This window comes from Mesorhizobium sp. C399B (assembly GCF_030323185.1).
Lineage (GTDB): Bacteria > Pseudomonadota > Alphaproteobacteria > Rhizobiales > Rhizobiaceae > Mesorhizobium.
The window spans coordinates 1,365,133-1,378,078 of record NZ_CP100472.1 but is presented as its reverse complement, the minus strand read 5'-3'; the positions used below and the strand labels follow the sequence as shown (position 1 = coordinate 1,378,078).

Annotated in this window: 15 protein-coding genes; 2 read left to right on the top strand and 13 right to left on the bottom strand. The window is 61.4% G+C overall.

What is annotated here, in order from left to right; translation table 11 throughout:
- Positions 1–179: 179 nt before the first annotated feature.
- Positions 180–743, top strand: a complete 564-nt coding sequence (locus NLY36_RS06630; RefSeq protein ID WP_023667968.1) for a sigma-70 family RNA polymerase sigma factor — start codon at positions 180–182, stop codon at positions 741–743.
- Here the strand turns inward: NLY36_RS06630 and NLY36_RS06625 are convergent, their stop codons facing one another.
- From NLY36_RS06625 to NLY36_RS06575, 11 genes are all read right to left on the bottom strand, one after another.
- Positions 744–920: a hypothetical protein gene (locus NLY36_RS06625; RefSeq protein WP_023704587.1), complete on the bottom strand. Its 177-nt coding sequence runs from the start codon at positions 918–920 to the stop codon at positions 744–746.
- 142 nt (positions 921–1,062) lie between these two features.
- Positions 1,063–1,281, bottom strand: a complete 219-nt coding sequence (locus tag NLY36_RS06620; protein WP_023691451.1) for a hypothetical protein — start codon at positions 1,279–1,281, stop codon at positions 1,063–1,065.
- Between the two features lie 73 nt (positions 1,282–1,354).
- The gene (locus NLY36_RS06615; protein WP_286461762.1) at positions 1,355–2,362 is read right to left on the bottom strand and encodes a class I SAM-dependent methyltransferase; all 1,008 of its coding nucleotides are present in this window, start codon (positions 2,360–2,362) and stop codon (positions 1,355–1,357) included.
- Positions 2,262–3,239 (bottom strand): GNAT family N-acetyltransferase, encoded by a 978-nt coding sequence (locus NLY36_RS06610; protein WP_245260259.1) that lies wholly within the window; start codon positions 3,237–3,239, stop codon positions 2,262–2,264. The genes NLY36_RS06615 and NLY36_RS06610 overlap by 101 nt, the downstream gene beginning before the upstream one ends.
- Before the next feature lie 8 nt (positions 3,240–3,247).
- Positions 3,248–4,375: a glycosyltransferase family 4 protein gene (locus tag NLY36_RS06605; RefSeq protein ID WP_245260258.1), complete on the bottom strand. Its 1,128-nt coding sequence runs from the start codon at positions 4,373–4,375 to the stop codon at positions 3,248–3,250.
- 36 nt (positions 4,376–4,411) lie between these two features.
- On the bottom strand, positions 4,412–5,344 hold the full coding sequence (locus NLY36_RS06600) for a glycoside hydrolase 5 family protein (RefSeq protein WP_023699985.1): 933 nt from the start codon (positions 5,342–5,344) through the stop codon (positions 4,412–4,414).
- Complete coding sequence (locus NLY36_RS06595; protein ID WP_023681093.1) at positions 5,337–6,098, bottom strand: TIGR04290 family methyltransferase; 762 nt, start codon at positions 6,096–6,098, stop codon at positions 5,337–5,339. The genes NLY36_RS06600 and NLY36_RS06595 overlap by 8 nt, the downstream gene beginning before the upstream one ends.
- Positions 6,099–6,101: 3 nt before the next feature.
- The gene (locus NLY36_RS06590) at positions 6,102–6,905 is read right to left on the bottom strand and encodes a sugar phosphate nucleotidyltransferase (protein WP_023736085.1); all 804 of its coding nucleotides are present in this window, start codon (positions 6,903–6,905) and stop codon (positions 6,102–6,104) included.
- Positions 6,905–8,005, bottom strand: a complete 1,101-nt coding sequence (locus NLY36_RS06585; RefSeq protein ID WP_023687793.1) for a CgeB family protein — start codon at positions 8,003–8,005, stop codon at positions 6,905–6,907. Before NLY36_RS06585 ends, NLY36_RS06590 begins: the two co-directional genes overlap by 1 nt.
- Before the next feature lie 14 nt (positions 8,006–8,019).
- Positions 8,020–8,616, bottom strand: coding sequence for a histidine phosphatase family protein (locus NLY36_RS06580; protein ID WP_023667978.1), 597 nt, complete (start codon positions 8,614–8,616; stop codon positions 8,020–8,022).
- A complete protein-coding gene (locus tag NLY36_RS06575; RefSeq protein WP_023736084.1) occupies positions 8,613–9,716 on the bottom strand; it encodes an inositol-3-phosphate synthase in 1,104 nt (367 codons plus the stop codon). Before NLY36_RS06575 ends, NLY36_RS06580 begins: the two co-directional genes overlap by 4 nt.
- 85 nt (positions 9,717–9,801) lie before the next feature.
- On the opposite strand from NLY36_RS06575, the gene NLY36_RS06570 reads away from it, so the two are divergent.
- Positions 9,802–11,616: a hypothetical protein gene (locus NLY36_RS06570; RefSeq protein WP_023696371.1), complete on the top strand. Its 1,815-nt coding sequence runs from the start codon at positions 9,802–9,804 to the stop codon at positions 11,614–11,616.
- Positions 11,617–11,624: 8 nt separating this feature from the next.
- Here the strand turns inward: NLY36_RS06570 and NLY36_RS06565 are convergent, their stop codons facing one another.
- Both NLY36_RS06565 and NLY36_RS06560 read right to left on the bottom strand, forming a co-directional pair.
- Positions 11,625–11,810, bottom strand: coding sequence for a hypothetical protein (locus tag NLY36_RS06565; RefSeq protein ID WP_023667982.1), 186 nt, complete (start codon positions 11,808–11,810; stop codon positions 11,625–11,627).
- 94 nt (positions 11,811–11,904) lie between these two features.
- Entirely contained in the window at positions 11,905–12,945 is a 1,041-nt protein-coding gene (locus NLY36_RS06560) for a UDP-glucuronic acid decarboxylase family protein (protein WP_023681096.1), read from the bottom strand.
- Position 12,946: the final 1 nt, after the last annotated feature.

The following is a 12,946-nucleotide window of genomic DNA, read 5'->3' as shown; positions in this document are numbered from 1 at the left end:
TTCCTTTGAAGTGGGCGTGTTTGGGGGAAGACCGTAGTCGGCGTGTTCGCGCCCGGTGGAATTTTCGAAGAGTTGTTTCCAACGGCGGGAACGAACCAAACTTCCATGCATTTAGCTCTGGCTTCGTTCATTCACTCTTTCTTCTGGGAGCTGGACCATTGTCATCCGGAGGCTATCTCTTGGCCGACCAACAAACCAATGACGTTTCCATCGTTGATCTGATACCTGCCCTGCGGGCTTTCGCGCGCACCTTCTGCCGCGTTCCAGACGATGCCGACGATCTGGTGCAGGAAACGTTGACCAAAGGGCTCGCCAACATCGACAAGTTCGAACCCGGTACACGCATGAAGTCGTGGCTCTTCACCATCATGCGCAACACCTATTACACCCGGATCAAGATCGCTGCACGGGAAGCGCCAGGCCTTCTCGACTGCGCGTCTTCGAGACCGATTTCGGAAGCTACCCAGGAATGGACCGTTCAGAGCAAGGAAGTTCACGGCGCCATCCAAAAGCTGCCCGAACATCAGCGCGAGGTGCTGATGCTGATTGGCGTTTTAGGAGTGGGCTACGAGGAAACCGCCGAAATCTGCGGCTGCGCGGTAGGGACGGTCAAGAGCCGGCTGAACCGTGCCCGCGCCAACATCCTTGAGCTACTCGGGGAGAGCTCGTTGCAGACATTGATAGAAAGGCGAAATCAGCTGTCGGATGGTCAGCTCGATATAGAGGTCGACAGCCGCAGATAATCAGCTCTTCACGTCTCGCCGACGCTTCTCGACGAGAGCGTTTTGCAATTCGATCGCCAGCTTGGACAGGCGGTCCGGTATCTTTTCCTGCTCTATGGCGGCCAGCAGGGAAGCAATCTCCCGATCCACTGCCATCTCGACAAGCAGATCCGTGGTATCGTCGCTCGAATGAGACATCACGTTCTCTTGATAGCATCCCTAGATCCAAGTCTGATGATGAGCGCTCGGCACTACAAGGCGTTGTCGACCGCCGAGAGGCTCACCGGCGGCCCTTGCACAGTTTTTCCTCCGTGCCGCGGCAAGACGCGGCGCGGTGGCGTCAGTCCTTCAGCAACCGGTTTGCGGCGTGATCCTGAAATTGATCGGACTTGATTCGATTGCCGTCCAGCCCGCGCTCTCGGCTATGTTGCTTCCTGTCGCGGTTGGACAAAACCGCGTTTTCTTCGATCTTGTCCTTGTCCAAGGTGGTCATTGCGCCGGCGCCGGCACCTTTGCCTTGGCTGCCTTGGCCGAAATGCTTTTTGCCGCCGGATGCCATGATCTCCTCCTTCGAATCCAGGACACCGATCGGTGCCGACGCCCGAACCGGCATCGCGCTGTAATGTTCCGTCTCACCCAGCAAGCAGGAAGGCGTCGCCATCCCATGACCGAAACGGCTTCTCGCCGTCGATGACGACCCGCAATTGGTGAGCTTGCGCAAGACGGCCGATGTCGGCCCGGTCCAAAGAAAGCGATCCGCGATAAGAATAGTTCAGCAATGCGAGCCGGCCCGGCCGTTTGAGAACGCGCGCAATTTCATCGAAAAGCCGCTCAGCCATGCCGGCCAGGACCAGGTAGGGAAAGCTGTCGACCGCCAACACGCAATCGAAACTGTCGTCGTCGAAGTCGGCCAGATCGAGACCGGAGGTTTGGCGCAGTTCGACATTGCCGAGCGCTGCGCATTGCTCGGAGGCGATAGAGATCATCCGCGAAGATATGTCGATGCCGACCATCCGCTTGAAGGAATTGAACAGCGCGCGCTCGAAACGTCCGATGCCGCAACCGATGTCGAGAATGTCTCGTTGAATTCCGGTGAATTCTCGCGCCTCGAGCCATTCAACGATTTCGTCGGTCATGGCTGTCAGCCGCTCGTCATCGCCAAGGGATCCTAACTGGACACTTGCCGCGGTCGAAATTGCTGCCGCGGCATCAAAACTCGAGGCCAGCCTCCTGACCACGGCGATATCCGTCTCGCCGTTACCGCGTTCATGCCGAACGGCGCCGCCTGTCGCTCGCAAAGTGGCAAGGACGCCCGGTTTGTGGCGCAGCAGTCCAGCGACCTTTCGCAGTCTTTCAGCATCGCCGGTATTCGCCGGACGGACTTTCAGCACGACCTCCGCCAATTCCGCCGCTTCAATTGTGGGCGGCAGGTGAAGCGCCAGCCTGACGAGAACAGCTTCGGCGCAGGCACCATCGGCCACACAACCTTCGACCGCCCGTCTGACCGATGTCCGGCGCTGCGCGTGCACACTCATGACATCAACTCCGCGTCCAGATCCTCCGCATCGTCCACCTGTCGACGGCGCCCCAGCCATATTTGTAGGCTTCCTGGCCGCGCAGGAAGTCGAACTCGCGCGCATCCTCGCGGATCGACTCCGCGATCGCGTGGCCGATCAGGATCGCACCTGGGCTCTCCTCGGCATAAGCAGGATCGAGGCCGCCGAGATAGGCATAGGCGCGGCCGCGGTGGTGAAATCCGTAATAGGCGGCGACAGTCGTGCCATCGATCGCGAGCAACCAGCATCGGACCAGACCGTGAGCATCGAGCAAGGGAAGTGAAAGCCCATGGAAGTGCTGCACGGCGGGGTCGGCCAATACACCACCTCCATGTCCAACCCAGCGTGCATGGTGCAGGCGGATCAATTGGTTCAGGAAGTTCTGATCGCCCCGGGCTGACGCCAACGCGAGCCGGCCGCGTCTGGACGCCGCTTGACGCGCCCGGCGCAACTGGCGCCTGCGCCGAGCGGGAACGCAGCCGGCCAACGTTTCGTCGCCGGCAACAGCAAGCACGGGGCAGGCTGCATGAATTGCCGGCCTCTCGACCGTTAAACCGGGATGCGCGATCGTAAGACCGGCACTGTTTTGCGGCAGATCAGACAAGATCCATTGTGACCACCCGACCGAGCAGATCGTTTCGGCAATGGTGGCGACAACCGCCGCCTCGATATCCTGGACAGCCAGGATGTCCAGATAATCACTGAGCGAAATGCCGACCGGAAGCAGCTTCGAACCGGCCGTTCCATGCTCGAGATAGAGTGGCGCCAGCCCGACCAGATCGCCGCCACGCCAGACCGCGACTGTCGCCAGTTCACCGGGTGCGAATGCGCGCCACCATGGCACCAGCCAGGCGGGGGATTGGAACGGCGTCGCAGAGGAACTCTGCTCCCACAGTTTCCACCAGTGCGGTGTCAAGGCATCGAATTTTACGGGGTCATCGATGATTTCGCTGCGCAACACTGCTTTTCTCACGGTGCCGCAGCGAAGCGCCTGCGATCGGTGCCAAGTTGTGCCAGGGCCTGATAGGCAGCCATATACGACGAGATCATCCGTTCCAGCGAAAACCGCCGCCGCGCTTCAACCCGGCACGCCTCGGCGTCCAGGCTGGGCGCCGCAAGAATGGCTTGGGCCATCTCGTCGACTGTGTTGACGAGAAAGCCCGTCCTGCCGTGCTCGATGACATCCGCAAGCGCACCATTCGGGAATGCGACCACCGGGGTACCGCAGGCGAGGGCCTCCATGGCGACAAGCGAGCTTGTCTCGGCGGCGAGGCTTGGAATGACCAGACAGCGGGCTGCGTTGAGAAAGCGCCTCTTGGCGTTAAAACCGAGCGGGCCCAGGAAGCGGCGGCGAGCATCAAGACGGGATTGGACCTCGTCGCGAAAGTAGCGCGTATGTGTTTCGTAGGGATAGACCTTGCCGCCGATGACCAGGGGCACGCCCGCCTGTTTGGCCGCGTCCAGGGCCAGGTGAATGCCCTTTTCCGGGCAGACCCGGCTGAGAACCAGGGCAAAGTCTCGCTTCGGCTGCACCAGGTTCAATGATTCGATGTCAACGCCGTTGGGAATCGGCGCCACCAGTCTGGCCCCTGGTGGCGCCGTTTGCTGCTGGGTGGACGAGACCGCATGGAGCCACAGGTCGTCGCGCGTCGGTCGCAGAGCCTCGGCCGGATACCAGTCCAAGGGCAGGTGGAGGCTCACCAGGGTCGGGCCATCGTCGGGCAGATAGGCATCGAAATCGATGCCGTGCAGATGGACCACATCGACCGGCCATCGGGCGCGGGCAGCGGCGATCGCTTTGCGATGAGCCTGCTGCGCGCGGCTCTTCGCCGCCTCGTCGAGCACGCCGTCTTCAGCCGGTATTTCCACAAGGGTACCGCTCGCGCTGGAGCCGTGGCAGCCAATGACGATAGAGCGGTGGCCGGCGCGAACCAGTGCCCGATCGAGCATCGACAGAACCTGTTCGGCACCGCCGACAGCATCGGGTCCGACGGGCGCGAGAGGGTAGGCGACATTGAGGACAGTGAGCGCCGCGGCTGGTTGCGCCTCGGTCCCGTATGCCGCACCACCTGTCGGTGATGCCGCTAATTCGTCCAATGTGTCAGGCGTCTGATGCATGGCAGCATGACACTTTCACGCTGCCGAGGCCCGCCGCGTCGGGAGCGAAGCGGACGTCATGCCGGGCGCATAGCGGCGGATCATGGTTGCGCAGAATTCCGCGAACTCCTCCGGCGCCAGTGGCGGGCTGGTGTGGTGGGGCATCATTCCCCGATGCTGCGGTGTAAAGCAAAAGGTGACCGTCACGTCGAAATCGGCGAGTGCCTCCATCTGCCGGTCGAACCAGTCCAGCGCGTTCGGCCGGAAGCTGTCTGCCCAGGAAAGCCCCGTTCGCATATTGGTGACGCCCAGCCGCTTCATCCAGGCGACGGCATCGTCCAGCCGGGGGTCCTCGAAATGAAACCACTGCACCAGCCCCATTGCGGGCGTGTAGCGCAGGAACTCCTCCAGCGCAGGTTTTGGCGTACCGTCCTGGCGCAGCAGCCCCATGTGGAAATGTCGATAGTAAGAAGAGCCCTCCGCCTCGCGATGCCGCGTCGTTGCTTCCCATTCGCGCGGAAGATCGTAGAGGCTGTACCACTGGATGCGTGGTGCGTTGCCGATCAGCAACTCGGCGGTGCGCTTGAGCCCCCAGACCTGGATTTCTTCCGCGCCGAAGGTCGATACGCCGACTTCGCTGACCCAGATGGGAAGGTTGGTGACGGTCGCGATCTCGCCGATCTTCTGTGGCCATTCGTGGATCTGCCACAGGTTCCAGTCGAGCGGAAAGCCGTGCACGGCGACGGCATCGACATGGTCCAGCACGCCGAATTCCTTCATGCGGGTGATAAAGCCCGGATCTATCGGCGAGATGCCACCGAGTACTTTCGTCAAAGACGGGTTCTCCGACGCGATTGCGTCAGCCGACAAGATCGCCATCCTGGCAAAGCGGCTCCAATCGGGATCGAGCTCTGGGTCCCAATGCGATTTGTTGTTGGGCTCGTTCCAGATCATGGCGGCTTCAATCATGGAGCTGTCCTTTCGAGGGGTAGATGGCGCCGCCGCCGGCCGGGTCCCCGGCTGCGCGGCAGAAATAGACCTCCTGCTCGGGGTGCAGAACGATCTCGAAACCGGCGCTGCGCAGCATCGCTTCGGTGCAGGCGCGGTTTGGAATCCACCAGTTGGTGGGATCGTCGGCATAGCGGTGCTCGATGAAATGCAGCTTGGGAAACTGCGGCTGGTCGAACAGGTCATGCGTCCAGAAATGATAGTTTTCTTCCAACTCGGGCAGATCCGCGCTGCCGCGCTGCATGGACTGGAAGATCATCAGGTCACGGGCGACATGTTCGCGGATCAGGTCGAGCGCGAGCAAGGGGTGGCGCAAATGGTAAAGCACCCCCATGAACAGCACGACATCGAACGTCTCGCGCAGCGAGCCGACGTCGTAGACCGAAAGCTTCTGGAATTCGATCTCGCAATCGGCAACCTCGGCGGCAAAGCGAGCTTGGGCCAGATAGGCGTCATCGAAATCGATGCCGAGGACACGGTCAGCACCTCGCCGTTTCATCTCGATGGAGTAAAATCCTGCATTGCAGCCGATATCGAGTACCGCCTTGCCCGTCAGATCAGCGGGAATGGCATTGGCAAATTTGCGCCATTTGATCAGCGGGTAGTTGCCCAGAAAATGGTTGGGAGCGGTTTGGACGCCGGCAAGTTCCATGTTGTGGAACCATGGGCCGAGCGCATCGATGCGGCGGCGGATTTCGGCATGGGAATGCAGCATGGCTCAGGCTCCTTCGCCAGGAACGACGGGTACATGCGACTGCGCGCCGGGCATGATCATGGTGGGCCGGCGCTGCGCGGATGAGGCGTCGTCTTCAAGCAACCGCAGAGCTGTTCGATAGCCGTTGAAAGTGCCGACATCGACATAGTCCGACCCAGCCCTGACACCAAAAGCTGTACCGCCGGCCGCAATATAGGCGTTGACCAAAGTGCCGATATATTCGTCACTGCGCTCCCGCTCACGCCAGAGTCCCGCAAGCTGATGCAGGATATGGCCCGGCATCTTGAACGCACCCCAAACCCAGTTCGTGGCGGCATCCTGCCGCTTGACCTGGATTTCGATCACGCGCTCGTGGACGTCGATGACGACGGCGTCGAAGAATTCCGGCTGATCCACCGGGAAAAGCAGAAATGAGAGCTGATCGTCGGGCAAATGGCGGAAACCGTCCTCGGGAAACCAGATCGTATCGGGAAGGCCGACCAGGACGACCTCGTCGGGCGCGACGAGGGGCGCCGCCCGGAAGATCGCATCGCACAGACCGACGGGGTTCGGCTGCACCACGAAGAGAGCCGCCGCGTCACCGTAGCCGGCGGCGTAGTATTCAAGGATGTCGGATTTGCCCGATCCGATGATGAAGCAAATCTTGTCGACGCCGGCCTGCACCATGCGCCGTACCAGATACTCGCTCACGGCGCAGGGACGCTCGGTCTGTCCATCGATCCGGCTACCGACCGGCAGCAGCTCTTTCGAGAAGCCGAGCGGCTGAATGCGGCTGCCGCGCCCGGCAGCGGGTACGATGCCCAACATCAGACCGCTTCCCTCATCGGTTCGCCGGGAGATCTTTGAAAGGCATCGTTCAGGATGCGATCCAGTTCCGCCGCGCGCCGTGCGGAAGTGTGTTCGCCCAAGACCCGGTCGCGGGCACGCCTTCGAATGCCGTCGAGCTCGCACTCCGGCAATTGCAATGCGGCGACCACATCATCGGTGTCATGCGCCAACAATATTTCGCGGCCGGGTTCGAAAAATTCGGCTAGGCCCGGCCATGCATCGGTGACGATGGCAGCCCCACACGCGGCCGCTTCGAAGAGCCGTCCCGACGGGCACCAGCCCTTTTGCGCCATCGCCTCCCGGGTGACGTTCAGTGTCAGGCGAGATGATGAGAAGAAAGCCGGATGGTCGGCTGGCGGAAGATGCCTGACAAAGAAGATGTTGTCGCTCCATGGGAATTCCTGCGGATATTGCGCGCCGCCAATGATGAAGCGGTGGTCAGGCAGGCGCGCGGCCGGGCGGACCAGCAGCTTTTCGACGCCGGCCTGGCGATCCGCCGCGTAAGTTCCGAGATAGGACAGATCACCGGCGAATTCGGCCCGCTTCTCTGCCGGCCGGTGTTGGTCGGGATCGACATGCCCATAGAGAGGTACCACGTGACGCGCGCCTAAAACCGACTTAAGCGCCTCGATCGCCGAGCCGCCGGTGTAACTCAAAACGAGGTCGAAATCGGCAAGACCCTCAGGTCCGAAATAGGGCGGACGCTCGCCTTGCTCGATGCGGGCAAGCGTGACCGGAGTGTCGAGATCGTAGAAGACACGCAATCCGCGACCTGTCTGCTGCGCCAACCGCGAGGCCTCCACGGCGTCGGCACAGTAGGAAGTGACGACGACGACATCCGCTTGCTTCATTGCCCGCTCCGCAACGCGACGGATGTCTTCCCAGTCCGGATAAATGACGACGTTGCCGCCATCGAGCCGATCGAGATCACGCGTCCCGGCATAGTAGGGGGTATCGCGTTCGAAGAAGGTGATGGACCATCCCAGCCGACCCAGGGCGCGGATCAGTCCCCGCCAGAGCGTGGCATGGCCGTTGCCCCATGATGATGTAACGGTGAGACCGAAAATGACCATCTGCATCCGGAAAGTCCTCGTCAGGCAGCTTCGTTCATTCGCAGGAGCTTGGAGCCCCAGTCACCCGACACGATCGTCGTGATCGAGGCTGGATCGATGTCGAAGCGGAAGCAGTCGCCGACCGGCAAGCCAAGCACCTTGCAGACGGCGGCCTTGATGACGTCGGCGTGGCTGACCAGGGCGACACACTGATTCGGATGCCGCTCGCGCACTGCGTTCATCAGTGCGACGATCCGCTCCTGGACATCCAGCATGGTCTCGCCGCTCGGTGTCCTGGCCTCCTGCCGCTGGTCGTTCCACGCCCGCCAACCGGCATCGCCATTCAACTCGTCGAAAGTCTTTCCCGACCAATCGCCGAAATCGATCTCGTCGAGTTCGGCGCAGATCGCGATTTCGCCGACGCCGCAGGCAAGCGCGATCGGCACGGCCGTCTCTTGCGTACGCTCACGCGGGCTGCACAAGATGGCTTCAATCGGCTCCCGGGCCATGCGGCCACCAAGATGCGCGGCCTGCGCCTTCCCAGCCTCGCCAAGGCAAACGCCGTCCATCCGTCCTGCAAGATAGGAGCCGACATTGTCGTGCGCTGCATGACGGATCAAAAAGAACGTTGTCGTCATTCCGCGGCATCCAGCAAAGGCTCGTCCTTGCCGGCGATGAAAGCGAGCGTGCGCTGCCGCGCTTCGGCGTCGGTGAACTGTTCGGGAGGCGACTTCATGAAATAGCTGCAGGGGCCGGTCAGTGCTCCCGCTATGCCACGATCGAGCGCAAGCTTGGCGCAGCGTATCGCATCGATCACCACGCCGGCTGAATTTGGAGAATCCCAGACTTCCAGCTTGAGTTCGGCGTTGAGCGGCACGCCGCCGAAGGTCGTCCCTTCCACCCGGATATAGGCCCATTTGCGATCGGTCAGCCACGGTACGTGGTCGCTGGGTCCGACATGAATATTGCCCGGCTCCAGGGGAACATCGAACTGGCTGGCCACGGACTGGGTCTTGGAAATCTTCTTTGATTCCAGCCGCTCGCGTTCCAGCATGTTGAGGAAGTCGGTGTTGCCGCCGAAATTCAGCTGATAAGTGCGATCGATGCGCACGCCGCGCTCGCGGAAGAGATTGGCCAGCAGGCGGTGAACGATGGTCGCCCCGACCTGGCTCTTGATATCATCGCCGACCAGCGGCAGCCCTCGCTGCTCGAAGCGCCGGCGCCATTCCGGACGTGAGGCGATGAAAACGGGTATGCAGTTGACGAAGGCGCAGCCGGCCTCGAGCGCGCATTCGGCGTAGAAGCGCGTCGCCTCCTCGGAGCCCACCGGCAGGTAAGAGACCAGCACGTCGGCGCCGCTGTTGCGCAGGATTTCGCTGACGTCGGCAACCGGCTCCGGCGCCTCCTCGATTTCGTCGCGCAAGTATTTTCCGATGCCGTCAAGTGTCGGTCCGCGCTCGACGCGAACGCCGTTTGCCGCCGCATCGGCAAAGCGGAACGTGTTGTTGGGGGCGGCGTAGATTGCTTCAGCGACGTCGAGGCCAACCTTGCTCCTGGCGACGTCGAACGCGCAGACAATCTCGACGTCGTCGACATGGTAGCCGCCGAGGTCGGCATGCATCAGCCCTGGGATTGGTTCGTTGCTTTTTGCGTGACGATAATAGGAGAGGCCCTGCACCAGGGAGGATGCGCAATTGCCGACCCCGACGATACCGACACGAACCTTTTTCGATCCCACGAAACTGCCGCCCTATGCTGTTCAAAGGTAAGTTCCTGCCGCCGAACCACCAGCGTGCCGGAATGTTCCTTGGCCTGCCGAAAAATTGCGCAAGACAGCATGGATCGAAGCAGCGCTCGCTGCGTTGCCGCAAGGCAAAGCATTGGAAAACCGATCGATGATCGTTTACGGCGACCAGAAGCGGAGGCAGAGCGCAGAACGGCTTCGCGAAGCTGCCAGCGAGATTGCTCAAAGTCTGGACCGCATGGCTCGTGGCCTCCGACGCCATGCCGCGTTGGTCGGACTATTCATCAGCGTATCGGAACTGGTTCGGGCGCTTGCCGATGTCGATTTCGAGACCAGCGGCATCGACATCTTTTCGCCGCGGCAACAGCAAGGCGCGAGATTGCTGGTTGGTCTTGCGGCCGAGGTGGCGAAGTCGTGGCGAAGCGGTTTCGCCGTGGGCGGTGGCATCGACCCAGGACTTCTCCAACTGCTGGACGGGTTGGATTGCGAGGCTGAGGTTCTGACCGGTTCTGCCGAGGGTTACGCGCATTACGCGCTTTATCCCGAAAGCTATTTGGGAGCGGCGCAGGAGTCAGGTCTCGATGCGAACACATGCGTGATCGGCATCCGCAGCATCGGCCTGGGGCTTGCCGCCATAGTGGCTGCCGCGATTGGCGCGCCGGCGCCGTTCAGCGTTCGTCCGGTCGGCCATCCTTTCCGCAGGCACATCAATGCCGATCCGCGCTCGATCGCTTCCTGGAAGAACAATCCATCGGCACGCTTCGCCGTTGTAGACGAAGGTCCCGGTCTGTCCGGCAGTTCGATGCACGCCGTCGTCGCGTGGCTGCGGGAACTGGGTATTGGTATGGACCGCATTCACCTGTTTCCCAGCCATCCTGGCAACCCGGGCATCGAAGCGTCACGGGAGGCCAGGGAGACATGGTCGCGCTGTCCGAAACATGTGGCGACGGCGCTCGAATGCACCTTCCCCGAAAGCTCGAACATTCCCACGCTTAGCGAATGGGTGGCCGAGGCGGTCGGCAGCCCCGAATTACGCCTGACCGAACTGTCTGGTGGCGAATGGAGGAGCGTCCACTACGTCGACGAAAAGCATTGGCCGCCGAGCCCGCGCGGCATCGAGCGGCGTAAATTCCTGGCGTCCGCGGGGTGTGGTCGCTGGCTCGTCAAATTCGCCGGCCTCGGCGAAACCGGACGGCGTAAGAGACGAGCCGCGGAAATGTTGGGGAAAGCCGGGTTCGGATCGCAAGTGGTCGGGCTTTGCCACGGCTTTCTGGTCGAACGGTGGATTGACGGCACCACGATGGACCAGGCGCCGCTGCCAAGAGGAAGGCTGGTCGCGGAGTTGGCGCGCTATCTAACCTGGCGGGCGCTCAATCTCCGAACCTGCGAACCGGGTGCATCATTGCTCGCACTCGCGGAAATGGCTGTTTCCAATACATCTGAAGCCCTGGGCGAGAACCGAGCGGCGACGTTGCGCCGTTGGCTCTCGAAAAAAACCCCTGCGCATGTTCTGCAGCGGGTGGAAATCGACGGAAAGCTTCACGCGTGGGAGTTTCTCGTTTGTGCCGACGGCACGGTGCTCAAGACAGATGCCGTCGACCATTGCCGGGCACACGATTTGATTGGCTGCCAGCCGATAGAGTGGGACATTGCCGGCGCCCGTGTCGAATATGGACTATCCGACAGCGATGTGACGACATTGGTCGAGGGGATGGGGCTCGATATTGACAATGGCCACATCGATTTTTTCGAACCCTGCTATTTGGCGTTCCAAATCGGGCTCTGGAGCACGGCTGCGCAATCCGAAAATGGCCAGGAAAAAGCAAGGCTGGCCGCGACCGGAGACCGATACAGGGCGGGGCTGATACGGTTCCTGGACGAATCTCAGGTGTAGCGTTTCGATCAATCCAGCCTTCGTAGCATGTCTGCTTCCTGCTCGAGAATAGCGGCCACTTCCTCGCGCTGCAGATGCGTCATCATCAGGCTGACGCAGCACTCGAGATAGGTGATCGAGGAGCGCCGGAGATAGGCAGCCGCCTCGCGTTCGGCAATCTTGTCGACATCCTTCGCGGGTCGCTTGGGTTGCATGAGGATGATCCTCCGTATCGGGTCCCTCCCGCCAAACTACAAGGTTGGATGGATGTTCCGCACGATCTCCGGGCAGGTCCGGCCGCGGCCCGCGTCATGCAGGAAGGTTCTGCAGCCCGCCTGCGGGTCTCCTTTTGGCAAGGCCTGTCATCTGATCGCCGATGCCGGTGCCTTCGAGCGCCGCGAAATAATCGATCGTCAGCTTGAGCCCTTCGTTGAGCGGCACTCTCGGCGACCAGCCGAGCAGCGTTTTCGCACGCGAAATATCAGGCTGCCTGCGCCGAGGATCGTCTTGCGGCAGGGGCAGAAATTTCAGATCCGACTTGGTGCCGGTCATCGCCTTCACCAATGCCGCCAGTCGCACGATGGTGAATTCTCCGGGATTGCCCAGATTGACCGGCTTGCCCGGATTGGGGTCGATGTTCATCAGGCGCATCAATCCATCAATCAAGTCGGAGACATAGCAGAAGGATCGCGTCTGCTGGCCGTCGCCGAATATCGTCAGCGGACGCTTCTCGAGCGCCTGCATGATCAAATTCGAGACGATGCGACCGTCGGCCGGATCCATTCTCGGACCGTAGGTGTTGAAGATGCGCGCGACGCGGACGTCGGCCTTGCCGGCCCTTAGATAGTCGAAGCAAAGCGTTTCGGCGGTGCGCTTTCCCTCGTCGTAGCAGGCGCGTGGGCCGGTGCAGTTCACATGACCTACGTAATCCTCCCTTTGCGGGTGTTGTTCCGGATCGCCATACACTTCGCTCGTCGAGGCCTGCAGCAGTCGCGCGTCATTGCGGACAGCGAGTTCGAGCAGGTTGAGGGTTCCGATCACGCAGGTACGCGTGGTGTGTATCGGGTCCGCCTGATAACGCGGCGGTGAGGCGGCGCAGGCCAGGTTGAAGATGTGATCCACGGGCTCGCCGAGATCCAGTGGCCGGCAGATGTCCTGCTCGATCAACCGGAAACCCGGCCGGTCCATGATCGAGATGATGTTTTCCATGCGCCCGGTCAGAAAATTGTCGACGCAGATCACGCGCCAGCCGTTGCGGAGCAATACTTCGCAAAGATGCGAACCGAGGAAACCCGCGCCGCCGGCAACAAGCACCGTCTTTGCCCTGTGCGCCTTTCTTGTCTGTCGCATC